Consider the following 20965-nt stretch of genomic DNA (forward strand, 5'->3'; position numbering starts at 1 on the left):
GCGCGCCCTACAATTTACTCGTATCGGAAAGCAACGTCTGGCTGAATGTGCTACAGAGGGCGGGGTCCGAAGAGGATTATTGCTGCACCCACTAGGCACACTGCAGCGCCTGTCATATCCCAGCGGTCTGGCGTCGCTCCTTCAACCACCCACAACCACGCGACCGCAGCGACGATATAGACGCCTCCGTAAGCCGCATACGTGCGCCCAGCGTGCTCCGCATCAACAAGCGTCAGCAGATACGCGAAAAGCGCCAATGACAGCACTCCAGGCACAAGCCACCACGGCGACTTATCCATTCGGAGCCAAGCCCAGAAAGCGAAGCAGCCCGCAATTTCGGCGAGTGCGGCTCCGATGTAGGCAAATGCTGACATCAATTTTGAATAAGGCGCAGGAGGGTGCCGTCAGGATCGATAAGCGCTGCGATGGTAAGCCCGCTGTCTTCCTCCTGCGGAGGCTGAACACGCGGATGTCCCCAACCCTGCTCGGGCACACCAGCCTCTGTGCACAGGGCGTAGAAACCCGATAGGTCATCCAGCCGAAGGCAGCAGCTGAACCAGCTATCCGCAGGAATTAGCTCCGGATGAGGGAAGAATTCTAGGGTGAGGCTGTCCCGCGTCAATACCATCCAGCCGTCATCTCTCCACCCTTCGATGAAACCAAGACGCGAGTAGAACGACGAGGTCGACTCAAAATCTCTCGATGGCAGGCTGGGCGTTACTTGATCCATATCAGGCCTCCGGCGCGACCGAACATTTGCCTCCCGCTCAATGTCCGCAATGGTCGTTAGCAGACAGGCTGCTGTCCCGCGGTTCAAGCCGAAAGCGGTATGTCTGCTGCCGGCCCATTATTGGACGCTGGAGCAAGCACGCGGAGCGGCTGGGCTCAACGGGCACTCGGAATAGAGACTTAGGCGCCGGATCCGCAGTGATGCAGCGTGCTTACGTACTCTTCGTCCTTACAAAATCAGATGCGTCCGTCGCGGGGGACGGCCCCAAAGTTCAGCTTATCATCCGAAGCGGTATCCGGAAGAATTGTCCGGTGGAGCAGTTAATCCATAACTTCTTCCACTCGAAATAGCTCGTTACCAATCCGATTTTGATTGACAAAATCTACTAGATTTGATACAATGAGCTCACTTCCTTCGCATTCCATCTGCACGCTCATTGAGTGCAGTTTGACGGATGCCAAGGAAGTGTTTCCAATCGACATTTTAGGATTGACAATGAGCAGCGAATTTTCTGCGATTCAGACGTCTGTCAACAGCTCTCAACTCGAGCGTATGATCAATCGGCCCTCGAGCGTTGTGGCAGAGTTTGCATCGCTTGTGGGGTGGTATGGCCTCCCAGGACATTTCGCAAAACTCGACATCAGCGGGGCGATCAACGTGCTGATATTATCGACAGCCGCACATCATGGCGTAGAACCGAAGGTGTTGCGGCCGTGGCTTCCACGGCTCCGCACCGAGGCCCTTGTCAGGCTAGCATGCGACTTGAGTAACTGGGGGTATCAAGGGCCTCCAGAAGAAGAGATGGCTTTCAATGCGAAGCTCTACGGTAGCGCGGCTGACGTGCGAGCGGGAGTAGCTCGATTGCTTGGCATTAACCTGTTCGATGCTGCAGGCTTGCTGCGTTACCATTCTTCCAGCGACATTGAGTGCTTCACCAACAAGCAGATGGAACTGGGGCACGATGGACGTGCCCCGCGGTTCTCAATTTTCGCATCAGATCTAGCGCAGCGGATCAAAGAGGTGTGTCCCAGTCCGCTTTTCATTGCACGCCCCAAGGTGAATGTCTGGGCATGAGCTTCGCCCTGGGCTGAGCTTCCTCACAGGTTTACAATCTCTCGACCAACCCGCCACGGGCCTAACAAACACATTTGCGGAAAAGGCGCCGTAACCGACTTCGCTTGATATTCAGGGGAGGATCTCGAGCCGACGGCCGAGGCAGATTTGCGAACGGTGCGACCCATCTCAGATAGGCTATCTGGAACTGAAATTCAGAAGGATGTGGAAGGTCCTGCGAGCGAGTTTATGTGTACGAAAGGGGACCGAGCCAGGGCCCATTCGCCGGCTAGTTTTGCCGGATTTTGTTTTACAGCTTTAAGCTAAGCCATTGAGCAGATTGGTGCGAAATTTCGGGTGTTTTACATCCATCCCATTGATTTGCCTCCAATACACGTTGCTCAGATGGCAGAGCGCCAGGAATCGTCGCCAACGCTACCCCACATTTTACGCCTGATCCTTCAAGCTTACGGCCACGCCGTGCGAAACGGGCAGTGTTTTACCCATAAACATCTGTAATGAAGCGAAAAATATCTGCTTTGGGAGCAGGATGTCGCAGGTTCGAATCCTGTCTCCCCGACCAACAGCTGGGCGGTCCGCAGGCAGATTTGTCTTTCTGCCGGTCGCTCGATGCGGCAAACAATGCTCGATCGAATGACGGCATCGAGGAGCGGCATGTTCGAACGACGACCGGCAGCAATCGGTTTGGCTGCACTGGCATTGGCCGTTTCTGCCTGCCAAGAATCGGCTCCTCCACCGGCTCCGGACAAGTCTCCGGAAGCGCCATCGATGGCCGAGCTCGTCGAGATACGTCACGATAACTTCGAGGCGATCAGCAAGGCCAACAAGGCGATCAAAAAGGAGCTGGAGCGCGACGCGCCTGACCTGAAGGCCGTCGGGGCAAGCGCAGCGGACATCGCCGCACGAGGCCCGCCGATCCGTGGCTACTTCCCCGTCGGAAGCGGGCCGGAGGCCGGACTGAAGACCGAAGCGCTGCCGACTATCTGGGAGAAGCCCGCCGAATTCTCGGCGGCTGCCGACAAGCTCGTTGCTTCGGCCAAGGCGCTGCAGAGCGCGGCCAACGGCGGCGATGCGGACGAAACGAGATCCGCCGCCGCAACGATGGGCGGCACCTGCAAGGCCTGTCACGACAACTTCCGCCAGAAGAAATCATGATTTCGCCAGGCGAGGCCGCGTCGCCGTCATCGACGGCCGTGTGGGACCTGCCCGTCCGGGCGGTGCACTGGAGCCTCGTACTGGCCCTGCCCGCGCTTTGGTGGACCGGTGAGAACCACGAGATGGACTGGCACATGCGGATCGGGCTCGTCGTCCTCGCGCTCGTCGTGTTCCGCATCCTCTGGGGGTTTGCTGGGAGCTCCACCGCGCGCTTCGGCAACTTCGTGCGTGGGCCCGGGCAGGTGCTGGCGTATCTGAAGGGCAAAACGCGACACTCGGGCGTGGGGCACAATCCCGTGGGCGGTTACAGCGCGCTCCTGCTCCTGGGCCTGCTGGCGCTGCAGGTGGCGCTCGGCCTGTTCTCAGGAGACGAGGACGACGGCGTCACCGGCCCGTTGAACCAGCGTGTGTCATACGCCGCAGGAGATTTCGCGACCGAGGCGCACGAGGTGCTGTTCTACGCGGTCCTGGCGGCCGTGGCGGTGCACATTGCCGCGATCCTGTTCTACCTGTTCGTCAAACGGAACAACCTCGTGTCGCCGATGCTTACGGGCAGGAGCAAGGCGCTCGTCTCGGAGGCCGGGCTCACTACCGTCGCCGGCTGGCGTGCGGCGGCATGCGCGGTGATCGCGCTGACGTTCGCCTGGTGGATCTGGAGCGGGGCTCCTCTCGGCTGACGGGAGCCGTCCGCGAGGATAGCTAGGGCCGCGGCGACTTGCCTCCCTTGCGGTGCGGCTTCTTGCCGTGCGGAGGCCCGGGCCGCCGGTTTGCGTGGACCGGTCGTGCTTGCGCCTCGTTGCCCTTGCGGCGTTGCTTTGCGACGTCCCGCGGCGTGTCGGGCGCTTCCTCGATTCGGACATCGCCGCCGTCCTCCGTGCCCGCAGTGCGTGCGACCGCGCCGGCAAACTTGCCCGCGATCGCGCGCGGTATCTGGAAGTGGGTCTCGTTGGCGCTGATGCGGATGGCGCCGATCTCGTTGCGCGTGATGTGGCCGCGGCGGCACAGCAGCGGCAGGATCCAGCGCGGATCGGCGTTCTGGCGCCGGCCGACGTCCATGTGGAACCAGACGACATCCTCGAATCCGGGCCGGTGCCGCTCGGTGCGGTCGGCCTGGCGCGCTTCGGGTGTGTTGGCGGTAAGGTCTTCGGCTTGCGGCAGCGTCGCGCGATGGGCGCGGACGAGCGCTGCCGCGATATCCTCGCCGCTGCGCTCAGCCATCAATTCGGCCGCCAGCGCCCGGTCCTCGTCGTCGAACTCTGCGGGTGCCAGAAGCATTTCCAGCAGGCGCTTGCGGTCGTTCCGGCGGATCTCATCGGCGGTGGGCGCGGGGATCCATTCGGCCTCGATGCGCGCGCCGCGCAGCATCGATTCGACGCGCCGGCGGCGCGGATAAGGCACGATCAGGACCGCTGTGCCCTTCTTGCCCGCCCGTCCGGTTCGCCCCGAGCGGTGCTGGAGCGTTTCGGCATCGCGCGGCAACTCGACATGCACGACCAGGCTCAGCGTCGGAAGGTCGATCCCCCGGGCAGCGACGTCCGTCGCCACGCACACGCGCACCCGGCGGTCGCGCAGCGCCTGCAGCGCCTGATTGCGCTCCGACTGTGAGTGCTCACCCGACAATGAGACTACGGCGAACCCCCGCTCCTGCAGGATGGCGTGCAGCCGTCGCACGTTCTCGCGCGTGGCGCAGAACAGCATCGCGGTTTCCGCCTCATGAAAGCGCAACAGGTTGACCACAGCGTGCTCGATCTCGGCCGGACCGACGGTGACCGCCTGGTAGGTGATGTCGCCGTGGCCGCGGTCGTCGCCGACGGTCGAGATGCGCAACGCGTCGCGCTGGTAGCGCTTGGCAAGGTTCGCGATGGCTGGCGGCATGGTGGCCGAGAAAAGCAATGTGCGGCGCGTGTCTGGCGTGGCGTCGAGAATTTCCTCGAGATCTTCGCGGAAACCCATGTCGAGCATCTCGTCGGCCTCGTCGAGGACAATGGTCCTCAGTCCGGCCAGGTCGAGCGCGCCCCGCTCGAGATGGTCGCGCAGCCGCCCCGGCGTGCCGACCACGATCTGCGGCCCCTCGCGGAGCGCGCGGCGTTCTTTCGAAGGGTCCATGCCGCCGACGCAAGTCGCGACCCGGACCCCGGCCTTTCCGTACAGCCAGACTAACTCCCGGCTCACCTGCAGCGCCAACTCACGCGTCGGCGCGATCACCAGCGCGAGCGGCTGGCCGCCGAGCTCGGCGCTCCCGTCGGCCTTGAGCAGCTCGCTTGCCATGGCGAGGCCGAACGCAACCGTCTTGCCGGAGCCGGTTTGCGCCGACACCACCAGGTCGCGCCCCGCGGCATCAGGTGCGATGACGGCGGCCTGCACCGGCGTCGGTTCGAGATAGGCGCGCGCGCGGAGGGCTTCCGCGAGGACGGGAGGCAAGCTGGAATAGGGCATGGCGGGGCCGTTAGGCGCATTCGCGCAAGAAAGCACCAGCCAATGCGCCGCCTACCCGCTTGCCCCGTCCCGCCCCAGCCCCTATCTGGCGCGCCGAATTCCAGCCACTTGCCGTTTACCCGAAGGACCACCGATGGCCGCCCAATACGCATATGTCATGAAGGGCATGACGAAGACATTCCCCGGCGCGCCAAAGCCGGTTCTGTCGAATATCAACCTGCAGTTCTACCAGGGCGCCAAGATCGGCATCGTCGGCCCCAACGGCGCCGGCAAGTCCACGCTGATCAAGATCATGGCGGGGATCGACAATGACTTCGTCGGCGAAGCCTGGCCGGGCGAGAACATCTCCGTCGGCTATCTCGAGCAGGAGCCCGAACTCGACCCCACAAAAACCGTGCTCGAGAACGTTAAAGACGGCGCCCGCGAGACGGCAAACCTCGTCGAGCGCTACAATGCCATCGCCGCCGAAATGGGGGAGCCTGACGCCGACTTCGAGAAGCTCGGCGAAGAGATGAGCGAACTGCAGGCCAAGATCGACGCGGTCGACGGGTGGACGCTCGACAACCAGCTCGAAATCGCGATGGAAGCGCTGCGCTGCCCCCCCGGCGACATGGGCGTGCAGAGCCTGTCGGGCGGCGAGAAGCGCCGCGTCGCGCTCACCCGCCTGCTGATCCAGAAGCCCGGCATCCTGCTGCTCGACGAGCCCACGAACCACCTCGACGCCGAGAGCGTCCAGTGGCTCGAGAACCATCTCAAGGAATATGCGGGCGCGGTGCTGATGATCACTCACGACCGCTACTTTCTCGACAACGTGGTCGGCTGGATTCTCGAGCTCGATCGCGGCAGCTATTACCCGTACGAAGGCAACTACTCGACCTACCTCGAGAAGAAGGCCAAGCGCCTCGAGCAGGAAAGCCGCGAGGAGAGCGGCAAGCAGAAGGCGCTGCAGCGCGAACTCGAGTGGATTCGCCAGACTCCGGCGGCGCGCCAGACCAAGTCGAAAGCGCGCATCCGCAAGTTCGAGGAGCTGCAGAACGCGCAGGACAACCGCCCGGTCGGCAAGGCGCAGATCGTCATCCAGGTGCCCGAGCGCCTGGGCGGCAAGGTGATCGAAGCGAAGAACATCTCAAAGGCCTACGGCGACAAGCTGCTGTTCGAAGACCTCAGCTTCACCCTGCCCCCCGGCGGCATCGTCGGCGTGATCGGTCCCAACGGCGCGGGCAAGTCGACGCTGTTCAAGATCCTTACCGGCAAGGAGACGCCCGACGGCGGCACAGTGGAGATCGGCAGCACCGTCCACCTCGGCTTCGTCGACCAGAGCCGCGACGACCTCAACCCCAAGCACAACGTGTGGGAGGAGATTTCCGACGGGCTCGACTACATGAAGGTCAACGGGCAGGACATGTCGACCCGCGCCTATGTCGGCGCGTTCAACTTCAAGGGCCCGGCGCAGCAGAAGAACGTCGGCAAGCTGTCGGGCGGCGAACGCAACCGCGTGCACATGGCCAAGATGCTCAAACAGGGCGGCAACGTGCTGCTGCTCGACGAGCCGACCAACGACCTCGACGTCGAAACCCTCGGCGCGCTCGAGGAAGCGATCGAGAACTTCGCCGGGTGCGCCGTGGTCATCAGCCACGACCGCTTCTTCCTTGATCGTCTGGCCACCCACATCCTTGCCTTCGAAGGCGACAGCCATGTCGAGTGGTTCGAAGGCAACTTCGAAGCGTACGAGGAGGACAAGCGCCGCCGCCTGGGCGACGCAGCGGACCGCCCCACGCGCCTGGCTTACAAGAAGCTCACCAGGTGACTGGGACCCGCGTCGCCCGCGCCGAAAATGTCCCGGTGACCGGTTGCAGTCTCGCCAATGACGGGGCATTGCCCTCGCCGGAACGGTAAGCATCGCGGGATGTTTATAGCGTCATCGAACCTCTGGCCGTGCAGAGGCGATTCCGCTCCGCTCTGATATTCCAGCAAACGGAATGGGTCGCTCCATTCGCACTGGCCGGGTTTTATGGACGATATTCCGCCGATCCTCGTCGTGGATGACGAGATGCTTGTAAGGCTCGCGCTTGTCGAAGCCCTCGATGAAGGAGGCTATAGCGTCGTCGAGGCGGCTGACGGCGACTCCGCCATTGAGGAAATCGAGAAGGCCGAAACGCTTCGCGGCCTGGTCACGGACGTTCGCATGCCCGGCGCGAGCGGGTGGGACATTGCGCACAAGGCTCGCGAGAAGTTCCCCTCACTCGCGGTCGTTTACGTCACCGGCGACAGCGCAGATCAGTGGGCAGCGAACGGCGTTCCGCTCAGCGTAGTTCTTCAAAAGCCTTTTGCCCACGCCGAACTCGTTGCGGCGTTGTCCAACTTGCTGGTGGCTAATCCACCGGCACCGCCCCAGGGCTAAATCCCCCACCGCGGTTCTGCCTTCGGGCATCTCTGGCAATTGAGTCGCTCTCAGGCCGCTTTCCTCATCAGCGCATCGTATTCTGCCCGGTTTGCGTGAATCTGCGGCAGGTGAGCGAAGGTCCAGTCGGCTAGCGCCAGCACTGGCACCGCCAGCGACCGGCCCAGTTCAGTCAGGTTGTATTCGACCGAAGGCGGTAACGTGGGATGCACCGTGCGATCCACCATCCCGTCGCGTTCGAGGGTCCGCAGGGTGCGCGTCAGCATTTGCTGGCTGATACCGCCGATCTCGCGCTTGAGTTCGTTGAACCGGCAGCGTTTTGTGGTGAGCGCCTTGACGATCAGCACGGTCCATTTGTCGCCAACCCGGCTAAGCAACTCGCTAACGGCGCGGCAGTCGGGGTTGGCGTGGGGGTGCGGGTTCTCAGTCATACCGGTGTGACCTGGTCAGCGAAATTTGCGTTCTTGCGAGGCCAATATGGTCACTTATGTGGTGCTGGTCAACATTTGTGACCGGAGTTTACACCATGAACATTCTGCACCTCGATTCCGCCATCACGGGCGATGACAGCGCCAGCCGCGCGCTCACTGCCGCCATCCTGCGTGAACTCACCGCCGCCGGAACGGGCACGCGAGTGACCTACCGCGACCTCGCAGCCGACCCGCTCGACCACCTCACCCTCCCCGGCTTTGCGAGCGAGGAATCGCAGACCGCGCTCGCCGAGTTCAAGGCGGCCGATACCGTGGTGATCGGCGCGCCGATGTACAATTTCGGCATTCCGAGCCAACTCAAGGCCTGGATCGACCGCATCGCCGTCGCCGGCGAGACCTTCCGCTACACCGCCACCGGCCCCGAGGGCCTGTCGGGCGACAAGCGCGTGATCGTTGCGGTCGCGCGTGGCGGCGTCTATAGCGAGGACAGCGGTCAGCGCGCGATCGAGCACGCCGAGCGCTATATGGCGGACGTTTTCGCTTTCCTCGGCGTCACCGACCTCACCTTCGTGATCGCCGAGGGCCTCAAGGTCGGTCCCGCTGAGCGGGAGGCCGCAGTCGCCGCTGCTTACCGGCACATCGGGCAGTTGGTTCCGGTCGCCGCTTGATACTCGCGTTCGACAAAGCATTTTCCTACATCAGGGGTGCCTTGCTAATCTGTCAGGCATGCTCGTCCGCTACCGACTTCGCCGCTTCCTCTCGACTGGCGCCGGCCGATCGCGGGAGCAGCTTGGCGGGCGAGAATTTTCGTCTCCAGAACAGTGTGCCAAGTGTGCCGTCGTTCAGTTTCGCGACAGCCGCGATTAACTAGCTATCGAGTCGTTAATCAGACCGCAGGTGGTGGGGCGGTTCTTCGACACGGAGTACGCCCATGAATATCAGGAACCTGCTGCGTGCCGGAAGCGTAACCGCGCTTGCCGCAGCGCTAACCATCGGGGCGCTGCCCGTCACTGCTCAAGACGAGGATCGCCGCGGACGTCTGCGCGAAAATCGCAGCGGCGACCAGCGAGCCGAACGGCCCCAGCACGTCGAACGCGCCGAAGCTCGCCAGGAACGCCGCGCCCAGCGCGCGGAGCAACCTGCCCAGGCACCCCGGGTCGTGCAGCGACCGCAGCGGCAATGGCAGGCACAGGCCCAGTCGCCGGTCGCGCAGGAACGCAGCGGACGTGACTGGAACCGCAGCGACCGCCGCAGCGGAACCGGCGCCGAACGCTCGGGACTCGAGTGGAACCGCCGCGACAACACCAGCAACGACTGGGGCCAGGCGCGCGCCGCCCGTGCGCAAGCTGAAGCCCAATCCGCCGCTCAGGCTCGCGCCGCAGCACGGACATCGGGCGGGTGGGAACGCAACCGCACCTACAGCGACCGCGACCGCAATCAGACCTACCGTAACGGCTATCGCGATGGTCGCCGCACCGACTCTTGGCGCGACAATCGCCAGCAGCAGAACGCCTATCGCGAAGGCTATCGCGACGGCGACCGGTCGGACGATCGCCGGTGGGACGGCAATCGCGACGGGCGCCGCTATTCAGGCGACCACCGTCGCTGGAACAATCACGACTGGCGCCGTGACAATCGGTACAACTGGTACAGCTACCGCAATGCCAATCGCAGCATCTTTCGTCTCGGCAGCTACTACTCGCCCTATCGCGATTACCGCTACAGCCGGCTGAGCATCGGTTTTCGCCTCGGCAGCCTGTTTTATGGCAGCCGCTACTGGATCAACGATCCGTGGCAGTACCGCCTGCCCGCGGCCTACGGCCCCTATCGCTGGGTCCGCTACTACGATGACGCGCTGCTGGTCGACATCTACAGCGGCGAAGTGGTCGACGTGGTTTACGATTTCTTCTGGTGAGCTTTCCCGGGCGGGATTGAGTGGCCTGCTCTTGGGAGAACTGAACCCCCGCCAGCCTTTGCGCCGGCGGGGGTTCTTTTTCGGAATGCCGCGGAAGGTTTGCGCGCGGCAAGCCGATTGCTAGGAAAGCCAAATGGCTACGACCGAACTGATTCCGGACAAGGACGCGCTTCGCCGCGTGGGCGAATCCGTCCGCAATCGCCTCGCCGGGAATCCGCAGGTCTACAAGGTGCCGACCGATAAGGCGGAAATCTTCGCCATCGGCAACTTCCTGACTCCCGGTGAGTGCGAGCGGCTGATGCGGATGATCGATACCGTGGCCCGTCCGAGTTCGCTTTACGACCAGGACTACGCGACCGGCTTCCGCACATCCTATTCCGGAGACCTCAGCCCGCACGAGCCGCTGGTCATGGCAGTGAGCCGACGGATCGACGACCTACTCGGCATCAACGGCATCTGCGGCGAGGCGATCCAGGGGCAACGCTACTTCCCGGGGCAGCAGTTCAAGCCGCACAACGACTGGTTCTACACCGACCAGGAGTACTGGCGCGGCGAGCGTAAGCGCGGCGGGCAGCGGGCATGGACGGCGATGGCGTTCCTCAACAAGGTGGACAAGGGCGGCGAAACCCACTTCGTGGAAGTGGGCGCCAAGATCGAGCCCAAGCCGGGGGTGTTGCTGGTGTGGAACAACGCCCTGCCCGACGGCAGCCCGAACGAAGGAACCCTCCACGCCGGCACGCCGGTGGTCGAGGGCGTCAAATACGTGCTCACCAAGTGGTATCGCACGCGCAAATGGAAGTAGGCGGTCGTCAACTCTGATGACGCACTTCCTCCATCGCTTCCTCGATCGTCTCTTCGGCTTTCTTCGCTTCCCGCACCGCGAAGTGCGCGATCCGGTCGAGCTTGCGCGACAGGCGGGTAATTTCGACCACCGTGCGCAAGTTGATCTCGTAGTCGTGCCGGTTGGTAATGCGGTCCTTCTTGGCCTGGCGGTTCTGGCTCATGAGGATGATAGGTGCCTGCAAGGCCGCCAATGTCGATAGCGTGAGGTTAAGCAGGATGAAGGGGAACGGGTCGAACCGAACCCCCCAGGCCTGCATTACGTTAAGAGCCATCCACAGCACCATGAGCGCGAGGAAGGCGATGATGAAGCCCCAGCTACCGCCGATCGCAGCGACCCTGTCGGCCATCCGGTCGCCGAGCCTGACATTGACCACGTCGATCTCGTCGGGATCGAGCTCGATCTCGGTCGAGGCGACGCGGCACAGGACGCGCTTCTCATCCTCGTCGAGTTCATCGAAAGGCCGGCCGAGCAAGTCCTCCGCCAAGGCCTCGGGGCTGGTATCGAATGATTTGCGCACGACGCTTCAGCTGCGCGCCAAGGCTTCGCCGATCAGCCGACGCGTGTTTTCGATGCCGTAGAGCGCGATGAAGCTGCCCATCCGCGGGCCCTGATCACTGCCCAGGAGGGTGCGGTAGAGCGTCTGGAACCAGTCGCGCAGCGACGCGAAGCCGAGCTCCTCGCGCTTGCCGATTTCATAAACCATCGTCTGCAAGTCCTCTGCCGAGGCGTCCAGATTAACTTGAGATAGGATTTTGTCGAGTTCCCGCAACGCCATAGCCTCGTTGGCGCTCGGCGACGTGCGCGAGAGCTCGGGCGCGACAAGATCGCGATTGTAGGCGAGTGCATTGCCGACGAGCTTGTCCAGCTCGGGATGCGCGGCGGGGTCAGCATTCGCGACGTAATTACCGAGATAGGACCACACCTGCTCGCGCGTCGCCGAAGCGCCGAGCACGCCGATCAGGTTGAGCAACAACGAGTAAGTCACCGGCAGGCTATCGCCGGCGCCCTTCCTCTCCGGGTCGGTCGCGCCGAGCAAGTGCCAGGCCGGGTTGCCGAGCTGCTTGTCAAGCGGCTGCTCGGCCAAGGCAGCGCGGAATTGCCAGTAGTCGTCGACAGCCTTCGGGATCACTCCTGCATGCAGGCTCTTGGCGCTCTTGGGGTTCGGATAGATGTAGCCGCCGAGGCTGTCCTCGCTGCCGTAAGTCAGCCATTCCTCGATCGTCAGGCCGTTGCCCTTGGACTTGGAGATCTTTTCGCCGTTCGCATCGAGGAACAGCTCGTAGATCAGCCCCTCCGGCTTCCGGCCGCCGAGTACCTGCGCAATCTTGCCCGACTGGACGCCGCTGTCGGTCAGGTCCTTGCCGTACATTTCGTAGTCGACCCCCAGCGCCACCCAGCGCATTGCCCAGTCGACCTTCCACTGCAGCTTCGCCATTCCGCCGAGAACCGACTGCTCGACAGGCGTACCGTCCTCGTCCGTGAAACGGATCGTGCCTGCTTCGGCGTCTATCACTTCGACCGGCACTTGCAGCACCTTGCCCGAAATCGGGCTGACCGGAAGAACCGGCGAGTAGGTCGCGGCCCGTTCCGCGCGCAGCGTCGGCAGCATGACGTCCATGATCGCGCGATAGTTGCGCAGCACCCCGCGCAGAGCCTCGTCGAACCGCCCCGAGCTGTACATCTCGCTCGACGAGATGAACTCGTAGTCGAACCCGAAGTGATCGAGGAATTCGCGCAACTTGGCGTTGTTGTGGGCGGCGAAGCTGTCGAATCCGGCCCCGAAGGGATCCGGGATGCGCGACAGGGGCTTGCCGAGATTGGCAGTCAGCAACTCCCCGTTGGGCACATTGTCAGGCACCTTGCGCAGCCCGTCCATGTCATCGCTGAACGCGACCAGCCTAGTCGGCACACCGCCGGTCAGCGCTTCGAACGCGCGGCGGACGAACGTCGTGCGCAGAACTTCCTGGAAGGTTCCGATATGCGGCAGGCCGCTTGGGCCGTAGCCGGTTTCGAACACCACGGGCGCACCATCCGGGCGGCGTCCGTCGGGATAACGCTTCAACAGCTTGCGCGCCTCCTCGAACGGCCAGGCCTTGGAGGAACGGGCGGCTTCAATAAGAGCGTCGTCGGTCATCGCGGGTTCCATTTAGCCAAACCGCCGCGGAAGCAAGCGAAAGGCCCGAAGCGCTGTAGGACTTGGCACACTTGGCACACTGTTCTGATGAGAAGAAATCATCGCTGCCGATTGGGGAAAGAGCGGACGGAAGAGAGGCGACGGGCGATGCACCCGTCAGGCCTACTCAAGCGCATCATCTGTAGGAAAGCGATGTTTACTTTTCGTTCCGCCGACCGCATTTCCGCCTCGTGACCGCTGCCATCACCTTACCTGCCGTTCACGCGAGCCATGCTGGAACCTGGTTGCGCGAACGCGGCGCAACTCGCGGCTGCGGCAAGGGCGAAGCCGTGATGGCGGCGGCCGACACGCCGCTGCTGATGCTGAATGCACCGTTGGTCGCCACGCGCCTCGGATATCCAGACCTGTCGGGGCTCGACCTCCTGGAGCTGTTCGCGTTCGTCCATCCCGCGCGCTTCGTTGTGCCGACACCAAAGGGCCTCGCACATGCGCTCGGGATGGCCGAGCCCGCGGCCGACGACGCCGTACCGGCCTTCCTGCAAGAGGCAGCCGGACGCCTGATCGAAACGTGCGAAAGCGCCGGGTGGACCGAGCGCGAAGGCGCTTGGTCGAGCTTGCAATCGCTGATGCGGCTGCGCTGGCCGTGGGCCCAAGTTCTCGCGCCCTACGTCCGCAAGCCCGAGCGCGCCGAACGCTGGCTGTTTGCCAAGCTGCCCGAATGGGAAGAGACCCCGGAGCGACCCCAGCCCGGCCATGTCCTGATCGAGGAAGAGGAGGTCGAGGCGCGCCTTGCCCGGCTTACCGGCGAAGGCGCGGAGGCGCGCGAAGGCCAGCGTCGTTACGCCCGCGAGGTAGGCGGCGTCTTCGCGCCTCGCCCCAAACGCGGAGTGCCGCACGTCCATCTCGCGCAAGCGGGGACCGGGATCGGCAAGACCCTGGGCTACCTGGCGCCGGCGCACCTGTGGAGCGAGAAGTCCGGCGGCACAGTGTGGGTTTCGACCTTCACGAAGAATCTCCAGCGCCAGCTTCGCCGGGAAAGCAGGCGGGCCTGGCCGCAGACCCGCGCGGACGGCTCGCGACCCGTGGTCGTGCGCAAGGGCCGAGAAAACTATCTCTGCCTGCTCAATCTGGAAGACGCGTTGCAGGGCGGGTTCGGTGGGCGCGCCGCGATTTTCGCCCAACTAGTCGCCCGGTGGGGGGCGTTCACGCAGGACGGCGACATGATCGGCGGCGACCTGCCCGGTTGGCTCGGCACGCTGTTTCGCAAGCGCGGCGTGGCGGCGTTGACCGACCAGCGCGGTGAATGCGTTTACGCTGGCTGCCCGCACTACCGGAAGTGCTTCATCGAACATGCCGCGCGCGCCTCCGCTCAGGCCGACCTGGTGATTGCCAATCACGCGCTGGTGATGGTCAATGCCGCGCGTACCGGCTTTGGCGGCAGTTTCCCCACGGCTCGCCCGACGCGCATTGTGTTCGACGAAGGCCATCACGTATTCGAAGCGGCCGACAGCACTTTTGCCGCCGCCCTCACCGGTGCCGAAGCGATCGAGCTGCGGCGGTGGCTCGTCGGACCCGAGAAGCAATCGCGTGGCCGGCGGCGGGGGTTGGCGGCCCGCTTGGCCGACGTCGCCAGCTACGACGAGGCCGGTCGCAAGGCGGTGGAGGCGGCACTCGCCGCCGCACACGCCCTGCCCAGCGACGGTTGGCTCCAACGGCTGGTCGATGGGATCCCCCATGGCCCGATCGAAGCGCTGCTCGGTGCGGTTCGCGCGGTGACCTACGCCCGCGACGAGAGCGGCGGGCAGGAAGCCGGATACGGGATCGAGACCGAGGCAGCCGGGTTGGACGGGCCGATTGTCGAACTGGCCGGGCGAGCCGCGGGCGCGCTCGCCGAGATTCGCGCGCCGCTGCTTCGCCTGGGTGGTCGGCTGGAAGCGATAATATCGGACCCACCGGATTGGCTGGACGCGCAGGGCCGCGCGCGGATCGAAGGGGCGCGACACTCGCTATCGTGGCGGTGCGACCTGCTCGCCGCGTGGGAGGCGCTGCTCGATCGGCTGGGGGGGCCTGGCGATCCCGAATTCGTCGACTGGCTGGCGGTGGAACGCAACGAGGCTCGCGAGTTCGATGTGGGCCTACATCGGCACTGGCTCGATCCGATGAAGCCGTTCGCTCACGTTGTGCTCGAGCCCGCACACGGGGTAATGCTGACCAGCGCCACGCTAAAGGACGGTCCGGACTGGGAAGCCGCGGTGGCGCGCAGCGGGGCGCCGCATATCGAGGTCGTGCCTCGGCTGAGCGAGGCGGAAAGCCCGTTCGATTACGCAGCCAATTCCGAAGTGCTGATAGTCACCGATATCCAGCGTGGCGATGTGTCGGCGTTGGCCGGCGCCTACGGCCGCATCATCGAAGCCTGTGGTGGCGGGGTGCTCGGGCTGTTTACCGCGATCCGCCGCTTGCGCGCGGTGCATGGGCGTATCGCCGACCGGCTCGCGCGGTCCGGCCTGCCGCTCTATTCGCAACACGTGGACCCGATCGATACCGGCACTTTGGTCGACATCTTTCGCGACGACCCTGGTGCGAGCCTGCTGGGCACCGACGCGCTGCGCGACGGCGTGGACGTACCGGGCCACTCGCTACGGTGCGTGGTCATGGAGCAAGTCCCCTGGCCGCGCCCCACTATCCTCCATCGCGCGCGCCGGGCGGCGGCCGGCGGCTCGGCTTATGATGACCGGCTGATCCGCGCGAGGCTTGCGCAGGCGTTCGGCCGGCTCATCCGCAGCAAGGATGACCGGGGCCATTTCGTGGTGCTCTCGCCCGCGTTCCCGAGCCGGCTGCTACCCGCTTTCCCGGCCGGCACGCCAATCGTTCGCTGCACGCTCGACGAGGCTTTACAACGCCTGGCGCAGGCGCGAGACGGAGGCCTGACTCGCACCGAAGCCGTGGCGCCAGAAGGGGCTACCTGACCTGACGAAACTGCTCGGCCTGTTGCGGCACGCCAAGTCCGAATGGGACGACATTGGCCAGCGCGACTTCGACCGCGGTCTCAACGAGCGCGGCCGGCGCGGCGCCCGGCTGATAGGCGGCCATATCCGGGAACTCGGCTCCCGCTTCGACGTGGTGCTGGCGAGCCCTGCTGAACGCGTGAAGGCGACATTGGTGGAAGCCTTGCCCGGAACGGAAGTGCGCTACGACCAGCGCATATACCTGGCGGACGCGGAGACCCTGCTCGATGTTCTCCGCGGGGCCGGTGACGCCGAGGCGGTGCTCCTCTCGGGTCACAACCCCGGCTTGCAGGACCTGATGTTCGCGCTGGTGGCACCCGCGAACGAGAACGACATGTTCGACGAGGCGGCGGTCAAGTTCCCCACGGCCACCTTCGCCTTGCTCGAGCTGGCGATCGACGATTGGGCATCCCTCGACAAGGAATGCGGCAAGCTCGTCCATTTCCAGCGCCCACGCGATCTCGATCCCACGCTGGGCCCGGAGCACTAGCGCAGGACGCGCGGCCCGCTACCCCCCTCTCCCCACCTGTCCTGCGGGTTGTAGAGGCGGCATTTCTTCAGGCTCAGGCAGCCGCAGCCGATGCAGCCGTCGAGGTCCTGGCGGGTCTTTTCGAGCGTCGCGATCTTTGCGTCGATCGCTGCCCGCACGCCGCTGCTGATCCGCCTCCAGTCGGCCGCCGTGGGATTGCGCCCGTGCGGCAGTCGCGAGAGCTCGCGTTCGATGTCGGTTAGCGAGAGCCCGAGGTTCTGTGCGATGAGCACGAAGCTCAACCGGCGGATGTCGCCGCGCAAAAAGCGGCGCTGGTTGCCGCCGGTACGGATGGGCTCCACCAGCCCGCGCGCCTCGTAATAGCGGATCGCCGAGACGCTCAGTCCCGTGCGGCGGGACAACTCGCCGATGGTCAGCAGGTCGGTCGCGCGAAGTTGCATCGAAAAACTCCTTGACCTCAAGTTAGCTTGAGGTTGCATCAAAGCCAAGCGGGCGATTCGATCCGCGGCTTGATAAGGTATTCAACGATGCCGACCGGCTTCCTCGAACACGTGAACATCACCGTCTCCGATCCGGAGCGCAGCGCGGCCCTACTCAAGCGAATAGGCGGCTGGCACGAACGCTGGCGCGGCCCCTCGCAGCTTGGCGGGTGGACAATCCACTGCGGCGACGATCGCGCATACGTGGCAATCTATACCCGCGACGGAGCCGCCGCCGGCCCTTTTGCCAAGGGCGCACCGCTCAATCACGTCGGGCTAGTCGTCGACGACCTCGACGCCGCCGAAGCCGCCGTGATCGAGGCGGGTCTCGAGCCTTTCAATCATGCCGATTACGAGCCCGGGCGGCGCTTCTACTTCTTCGACTGGGACCACATCGAATGGGAGATCGTCAGCTATGAATGAGATCATCCTGCGCGAACCGATGTTGGCGGCTTCTCAAGCGTTGCCCACGACAAAACAGGCCGCCGCGACCAGCGCGCCGGCGAAGCGATTCGAGCGGAACCGATCGAGCGGATTGGCAGGGTCGCTCGGCTCGAGCGTGAAGCCCTGCCACAGCAAGTGAGCGCTGGCCGGGACGAGGGCGAGCAGTGCCATCCAGTCGGCGCGGAGCAGCCAGAAGGCGAGACTCCAGCAGGTGATCGCGAGGCAGTAGAAAGCGAGGACGCCGGCCTGCACCTGGTTGCCCAGCCGCAGCGCGCTCGAGCGGATGCCGACCAGCGCATCGTCCTCGCGATCCTGCAGGGCGTAGATTGTATCGTAGCCCATGCACCAGAAGAACGCGCCGGCGTAGAGCGCGGCGACGACCTCTAGCTTGTCGCCGCGCAGCGCGGTCCAGCCCACCAGCGCTCCCCAGGTGAATACAAGCCCGAGCCATGCCTGCGGCCACCACGTAATCCGCTTCATAAAGGGATACGCTGCGACCAGCGCGAGGCTTGCCAGCGCGACGAGCTGCGCCTGCCAACGTAGTTGCAGCATGACGACCATGCCGACGGCGCACAGCGCCAGCAACCACATCCATGCAACTTTCACGGAAACCCGCCCGCTCGCCACGGGACGGCTGGAGGTGCGGGCTACTTGCCGGTCCAGATCGGCGTCGACGATGTCGTTGTACACGCACCCCGCTCCGCGCATGGCGATACTGCCGAGCAGGAGCCAGCCGACCAGCGCAAGCTGCCACCCGGCGCCCGCCAGCCAAACCCCCCAAGCGCAAGGCCAGAACAGCAGCCACCAGCCGATCGGGCGGTCGAAACGGGCCAGCAAGGCCAGGTCGCGCAGCGGCTGCGGCAAGCGGGCTACGACGCCGCGGTGCTCGCTGTCGGGGACGATCGTATCGCTCACTGCTTGTCCCCTACCGCCCGCCGTGCCACCTGCAAAGGGATGCCCGCTACCCCCGCCTGGCCGCCCAAATCGACTCCGCGCCTCTACGTCGACCGACCGCTGGCGTCGGGGGAGGACGTGACGCTGGATCAGGCCGCAGTGCGCTACTTTTTCACGGTGCTTCGGCTGAAGGCGGGCGATCCCGTGCGCCTGTTTGACGACCTAACCGGCGAGTATGTCGCTACTCTGGGAGAGTTATCGTCCGGCCGTGCCTCGGCGAAGGTCAGCGCACTCTTAGCCCCGCGCGAGGAAACGCCCGACCTGTGGCTGTGCGTATCTCCGATCCAGCGCGACAACTTCGCACTCGTCGCGGAGAAGGCTTGCGAGCTCGGCGTCCGGAGGTTCGTGCCGGTCGAGATGCGCCGCACCCAGATTCACCAGGTCAACGCCTCCCGGCTGGAGAAGCGCATGATCGAAGCCGCCGAACAGTGCGAACGGACCGCCCTTCCTCAGCTGGCTTCGCTCGTGCGTCTGGAGAGACTGCTCCCCGATTGGCCCGCCGACCGCACGCTTTTCTTCTGCGACGAGCGCGGCGGCCAACCGGCGGCGGCGGCGATGGCGGCCCACGACGGTCCGGCAGCCATACTCATCGGTCCCGAAGGTGGCTTCGACGATACCGAGAACGCCGCCATACGCGCGGTGCCGCAAGCCGTCCCGATCTCCCTCGGGCCCCGCATCCTCCGTGCCGAAACAGCCGCGATCGGAGCCGTCGCCTTATGGATGGCGACCGTTGGCGACTGGCGATAAATTCGCTGGCGCGGGGCTTTTCCGTTTCCTAGTGCAACCGGCATGAGCACCCGCGAAGCGTCGAGCGCCGACGATCCCATCATCGAAAGCCGCGACCAGTTGGTGGCGCCGATGGCTGACGGCGAGAAACCGAAAGACGCTTGGCGCATCGGCACCGAGCACGAAAAGCTGGTGTACAAGGGCGAAGACCATCGCGCGCCGTCATACGACGAGGCTTGCGGCATCCGCGACATGCTGATGGCGCTCACCCAGTTCGGCTGGGAGCCGGTCGAGGAGAACGGCAAAGTCATCGCGATGCGCGGCGCCGACGGCACCGTCAGCCTCGAGCCTGCCGGGCAGCTCGAGCTGTCGGGGGCGGCGGTGGAGAACCTTCATCAGACCTGCGCCGAAACCGGCCGTCACCTCAATCAGGTCAAGGCGATCGGGGAAAAATGCGGTGTCGGCTTCCTCGGGCTCGGCATGTGGCCCGACAAGACGCGGGCCGAGCTGCCGATCATGCCCAAGGGCCGCTACGAAATCATGCTCCGACATATGCCACGTGTCGGCAGCCTCGGTCTCGACATGATGCTGCGCACCTGCACCATCCAGACCAACCTCGATTATTCGAGCGAGGCGGACATGGTGCAGAAGTTCCGCGTCTCCCTCGCGCTGCAGCCGCTTGCGACGGCGCTGTTCGCCAATTCGCCCTTCACCGAGGGGAAGCCCAACGGCTACCTCAGCTATCGCAGCCACATCTGGTCCGACACCGACCCGCACCGTACCGGAATGCTGCCGTTCGTGTTTGAGGATGGCTTCGGCTACGAACGCTACGTCGATTATATGCTCGACGTACCGATGTACTTCGTGTTCCGCGAAGGGCGCTACATCGATGCCGCGGGGCTCAGCTTTCGGGAATTCCTCAAGGGCGATCTCCAGGCCTTGCCAGGCACAAAGCCAAGCGAGTCCGACTGGATCGATCACCTTTCCACTGCCTTCCCGGAAGTCCGGCTCAAGTCCTTTCTTGAGATGCGCGGCGCCGATGGTGGTCCGTGGAACCGCATCTGCGCCCTGCCGGCGCTGTGGGTGGGCCTGCTTTACGACCAGACCGCGCTCGACGCAGCCTGGGACCTCGTCAAGGACTGGACGATGGAGGAGCGCGAAAACCTCCGCAATGCAGTGCCAAAGCTCGGCTTCGACGCGCCGGTCGCACGGGGGCGCACATTGCGTGATCTCGCGCCTGAAGCGCTCAAGATCGCCCGCGCGGGTCTCGCCGCGCGGGGCAAGCTCAACAGCAGCGGCGATAACGAAAGCGGATTCCTGGAACCGCTCGACGAGATTGTCGCCAGTGGCAAAGTGCCAGCCGAGCGCCTGCTGGATCTCTATCATGGCGAATGGGCAGGCGATGTGAGCCGGGTTTACGAACAGAGCTTTTGAAAGGAGCGCGATGATCCTCGTGGTGGGAACGGTCCGCGTGCCGGAAGGCGCTTTCGAACGCGCGCACGACGCCATGGCCGAGATGGTCGAAGCCACGCGCCGCGAAGACGGCTGCATACGCTACGCGTACGCGCGCGACGTGCTCGATCCCCAGGTGATGCACATTTCCGAAGCCTGGCGCGACCGCGATGCGCTAAAGGCCCATTTCGCGACGCCGCACATGGCTCGATGGCGCGAGACTGTGGCGGCGGTGGGATTCACGGACCGCGACTTGCGCATCTACGATACCGACGAAGGCGAGCCGACCTAGCGC

The 20965-nt window shown here is 64.5% G+C and carries 22 protein-coding genes; 14 read left to right on the plus strand and 8 right to left on the minus strand.

Going from position 1 to position 20965, the window contains the following annotated elements:
- Positions 1-50: 50 nt before the first annotated feature.
- Positions 51-374: a YnfA family protein gene (locus ACWPM1_RS11190; protein WP_455694906.1), complete on the minus strand. Its 324-nt coding sequence runs from the start codon at positions 372-374 to the stop codon at positions 51-53.
- On the minus strand, positions 374-730 hold the full coding sequence (locus ACWPM1_RS11195) for a bleomycin resistance protein (protein ID WP_455694907.1): 357 nt from the start codon (positions 728-730) through the stop codon (positions 374-376). The genes ACWPM1_RS11190 and ACWPM1_RS11195 overlap by 1 nt, the downstream gene beginning before the upstream one ends.
- 399 nt (positions 731-1129) lie before the next feature.
- Here ACWPM1_RS11195 and ACWPM1_RS11200 point away from each other — a divergent pair, with 399 nt between their 5' ends.
- From ACWPM1_RS11200 to ACWPM1_RS11210, 3 genes are all read left to right on the plus strand, one after another.
- Positions 1130-1804 (plus strand): hypothetical protein, encoded by a 675-nt coding sequence (locus tag ACWPM1_RS11200; RefSeq protein WP_455694908.1) that lies wholly within the window; start codon positions 1130-1132, stop codon positions 1802-1804.
- A 768-nt stretch (positions 1805-2572) separates the two neighbouring features.
- Positions 2573-2959, plus strand: coding sequence for a c-type cytochrome (locus tag ACWPM1_RS11205; RefSeq protein ID WP_455694909.1), 387 nt, complete (start codon positions 2573-2575; stop codon positions 2957-2959).
- A gap of 38 nt (positions 2960-2997) precedes the next feature.
- The gene (locus tag ACWPM1_RS11210) at positions 2998-3636 is read left to right on the plus strand and encodes a cytochrome b/b6 domain-containing protein (protein ID WP_455694910.1); all 639 of its coding nucleotides are present in this window, start codon (positions 2998-3000) and stop codon (positions 3634-3636) included.
- 22 nt (positions 3637-3658) lie between these two features.
- On the opposite strand, the gene ACWPM1_RS11215 is transcribed toward ACWPM1_RS11210, so the two are convergent.
- Positions 3659-5395: a DEAD/DEAH box helicase gene (locus ACWPM1_RS11215; RefSeq protein WP_455694911.1), complete on the minus strand. Its 1737-nt coding sequence runs from the start codon at positions 5393-5395 to the stop codon at positions 3659-3661.
- Between the two features lie 133 nt (positions 5396-5528).
- Between ACWPM1_RS11215 and ettA the strand changes: the two genes are divergently transcribed.
- Both ettA and ACWPM1_RS11225 read left to right on the plus strand, forming a co-directional pair.
- Positions 5529-7202, plus strand: a complete 1674-nt coding sequence (ettA, locus tag ACWPM1_RS11220) for an energy-dependent translational throttle protein EttA (protein WP_455694912.1) — start codon at positions 5529-5531, stop codon at positions 7200-7202.
- 204 nt (positions 7203-7406) lie between these two features.
- On the plus strand, positions 7407-7796 hold the full coding sequence (locus tag ACWPM1_RS11225; protein WP_455694913.1) for a response regulator: 390 nt from the start codon (positions 7407-7409) through the stop codon (positions 7794-7796).
- Positions 7797-7846: 50 nt separating this feature from the next.
- On the opposite strand, the gene ACWPM1_RS11230 is transcribed toward ACWPM1_RS11225, so the two are convergent.
- A complete protein-coding gene (locus ACWPM1_RS11230) occupies positions 7847-8227 on the minus strand; it encodes a winged helix-turn-helix transcriptional regulator (RefSeq protein ID WP_455694914.1) in 381 nt (126 codons plus the stop codon).
- A gap of 95 nt (positions 8228-8322) precedes the next feature.
- Between ACWPM1_RS11230 and ACWPM1_RS11235 the strand changes: the two genes are divergently transcribed.
- The 3 genes from ACWPM1_RS11235 to ACWPM1_RS11245 all read left to right on the plus strand — a co-directional run bounded on the left by ACWPM1_RS11235 (position 8323) and on the right by ACWPM1_RS11245 (position 10944).
- On the plus strand, positions 8323-8895 hold the full coding sequence (locus ACWPM1_RS11235; RefSeq protein WP_455694916.1) for an FMN-dependent NADH-azoreductase: 573 nt from the start codon (positions 8323-8325) through the stop codon (positions 8893-8895).
- 263 nt (positions 8896-9158) lie between these two features.
- Positions 9159-10142, plus strand: coding sequence for an RcnB family protein (locus ACWPM1_RS11240; protein WP_455694917.1), 984 nt, complete (start codon positions 9159-9161; stop codon positions 10140-10142).
- A 133-nt stretch (positions 10143-10275) separates the two neighbouring features.
- Positions 10276-10944 carry a prolyl hydroxylase family protein gene (locus ACWPM1_RS11245; protein WP_455694918.1) on the plus strand — a complete coding sequence of 223 codons (669 nt, stop codon included), beginning with the start codon at positions 10276-10278 and terminating at the stop codon, positions 10942-10944.
- Positions 10945-10951: 7 nt separating this feature from the next.
- Here the strand turns inward: ACWPM1_RS11245 and ACWPM1_RS11250 are convergent, their stop codons facing one another.
- Positions 10952-11503 (minus strand): DUF1003 domain-containing protein, encoded by a 552-nt coding sequence (locus tag ACWPM1_RS11250; RefSeq protein WP_455694919.1) that lies wholly within the window; start codon positions 11501-11503, stop codon positions 10952-10954.
- A 6-nt stretch (positions 11504-11509) separates the two neighbouring features.
- Positions 11510-13120: a lysine--tRNA ligase gene (locus ACWPM1_RS11255; protein ID WP_455694920.1), complete on the minus strand. Its 1611-nt coding sequence runs from the start codon at positions 13118-13120 to the stop codon at positions 11510-11512.
- Between the two features lie 332 nt (positions 13121-13452).
- On the opposite strand from ACWPM1_RS11255, the gene ACWPM1_RS11260 reads away from it, so the two are divergent.
- Together ACWPM1_RS11260 and ACWPM1_RS11265 are read left to right on the plus strand one after the other, a co-directional pair.
- On the plus strand, positions 13453-16086 hold the full coding sequence (locus ACWPM1_RS11260; RefSeq protein WP_455695162.1) for an ATP-dependent DNA helicase: 2634 nt from the start codon (positions 13453-13455) through the stop codon (positions 16084-16086).
- A gap of 22 nt (positions 16087-16108) precedes the next feature.
- Positions 16109-16615, plus strand: coding sequence for a SixA phosphatase family protein (locus ACWPM1_RS11265; protein ID WP_455694921.1), 507 nt, complete (start codon positions 16109-16111; stop codon positions 16613-16615).
- Here ACWPM1_RS11265 and soxR read toward each other — a convergent pair.
- Positions 16612-17055, minus strand: coding sequence for a redox-sensitive transcriptional activator SoxR (gene soxR / locus ACWPM1_RS11270; RefSeq protein WP_455694922.1), 444 nt, complete (start codon positions 17053-17055; stop codon positions 16612-16614). The two genes, ACWPM1_RS11265 and soxR, sit on opposite strands and share 4 nt — an antisense overlap.
- A gap of 87 nt (positions 17056-17142) precedes the next feature.
- On the opposite strand from soxR, the gene ACWPM1_RS11275 reads away from it, so the two are divergent.
- Entirely contained in the window at positions 17143-17517 is a 375-nt protein-coding gene (locus ACWPM1_RS11275; protein WP_455694923.1) for a VOC family protein, read from the plus strand.
- A gap of 33 nt (positions 17518-17550) precedes the next feature.
- Here the strand turns inward: ACWPM1_RS11275 and ubiA are convergent, their stop codons facing one another.
- Positions 17551-18453 carry a 4-hydroxybenzoate octaprenyltransferase gene (gene ubiA / locus ACWPM1_RS11280; protein WP_455694924.1) on the minus strand — a complete coding sequence of 301 codons (903 nt, stop codon included), beginning with the start codon at positions 18451-18453 and terminating at the stop codon, positions 17551-17553.
- A gap of 39 nt (positions 18454-18492) precedes the next feature.
- Between ubiA and ACWPM1_RS11285 the strand changes: the two genes are divergently transcribed.
- Genes ACWPM1_RS11285 through ACWPM1_RS11295 form a run of 3 tightly spaced genes read left to right on the plus strand, consistent with a single transcriptional unit; the run spans position 18493 to position 20962 of the window.
- Positions 18493-19239 (plus strand): 16S rRNA (uracil(1498)-N(3))-methyltransferase, encoded by a 747-nt coding sequence (locus ACWPM1_RS11285; protein WP_455694925.1) that lies wholly within the window; start codon positions 18493-18495, stop codon positions 19237-19239.
- A 42-nt stretch (positions 19240-19281) separates the two neighbouring features.
- Positions 19282-20652 (plus strand): glutamate--cysteine ligase, encoded by a 1371-nt coding sequence (locus ACWPM1_RS11290; RefSeq protein WP_455694926.1) that lies wholly within the window; start codon positions 19282-19284, stop codon positions 20650-20652.
- 10 nt (positions 20653-20662) lie between these two features.
- On the plus strand, positions 20663-20962 hold the full coding sequence (locus tag ACWPM1_RS11295; RefSeq protein ID WP_455694927.1) for a putative quinol monooxygenase: 300 nt from the start codon (positions 20663-20665) through the stop codon (positions 20960-20962).
- Positions 20963-20965: the final 3 nt, after the last annotated feature.

This window comes from Tsuneonella sp. HG249, from assembly GCF_053819205.1.

Coding starts and splice junctions, on each gene's coding strand:
- ACWPM1_RS11260 (WP_455695162.1), top strand. CDS start 13,453: ATGGCGGCGGCCGACACGCCGCTGCTGATGCTGAATGCACCGTTGGTC.
- ACWPM1_RS11275 (WP_455694923.1), top strand. CDS start 17,143: ATGCCGACCGGCTTCCTCGAACACGTGAACATCACCGTCTCCGATCCG.
- ACWPM1_RS11285 (WP_455694925.1), top strand. CDS start 18,493: ATGCCCGCTACCCCCGCCTGGCCGCCCAAATCGACTCCGCGCCTCTAC.
- ACWPM1_RS11240 (WP_455694917.1), top strand. CDS start 9,159: ATGAATATCAGGAACCTGCTGCGTGCCGGAAGCGTAACCGCGCTTGCC.
- ettA (WP_455694912.1), top strand. CDS start 5,529: ATGGCCGCCCAATACGCATATGTCATGAAGGGCATGACGAAGACATTC.
- ACWPM1_RS11205 (WP_455694909.1), top strand. CDS start 2,573: ATGGCCGAGCTCGTCGAGATACGTCACGATAACTTCGAGGCGATCAGC.
- ACWPM1_RS11295 (WP_455694927.1), top strand. CDS start 20,663: ATGATCCTCGTGGTGGGAACGGTCCGCGTGCCGGAAGGCGCTTTCGAA.
- soxR (WP_455694922.1), bottom strand. CDS start 17,055: ATGCAACTTCGCGCGACCGACCTGCTGACCATCGGCGAGTTGTCCCGC.
- ACWPM1_RS11235 (WP_455694916.1), top strand. CDS start 8,323: ATGAACATTCTGCACCTCGATTCCGCCATCACGGGCGATGACAGCGCC.
- ACWPM1_RS11190 (WP_455694906.1), bottom strand. CDS start 374: ATGTCAGCATTTGCCTACATCGGAGCCGCACTCGCCGAAATTGCGGGC.
- ACWPM1_RS11200 (WP_455694908.1), top strand. CDS start 1,130: ATGAGCTCACTTCCTTCGCATTCCATCTGCACGCTCATTGAGTGCAGT.
- ACWPM1_RS11215 (WP_455694911.1), bottom strand. CDS start 5,395: ATGCCCTATTCCAGCTTGCCTCCCGTCCTCGCGGAAGCCCTCCGCGCG.
- ACWPM1_RS11225 (WP_455694913.1), top strand. CDS start 7,407: ATGGACGATATTCCGCCGATCCTCGTCGTGGATGACGAGATGCTTGTA.
- ACWPM1_RS11245 (WP_455694918.1), top strand. CDS start 10,276: ATGGCTACGACCGAACTGATTCCGGACAAGGACGCGCTTCGCCGCGTG.
- ACWPM1_RS11255 (WP_455694920.1), bottom strand. CDS start 13,120: ATGACCGACGACGCTCTTATTGAAGCCGCCCGTTCCTCCAAGGCCTGG.
- ACWPM1_RS11230 (WP_455694914.1), bottom strand. CDS start 8,227: ATGACTGAGAACCCGCACCCCCACGCCAACCCCGACTGCCGCGCCGTT.
- ACWPM1_RS11195 (WP_455694907.1), bottom strand. CDS start 730: ATGGATCAAGTAACGCCCAGCCTGCCATCGAGAGATTTTGAGTCGACC.
- ACWPM1_RS11290 (WP_455694926.1), top strand. CDS start 19,282: ATGAGCACCCGCGAAGCGTCGAGCGCCGACGATCCCATCATCGAAAGC.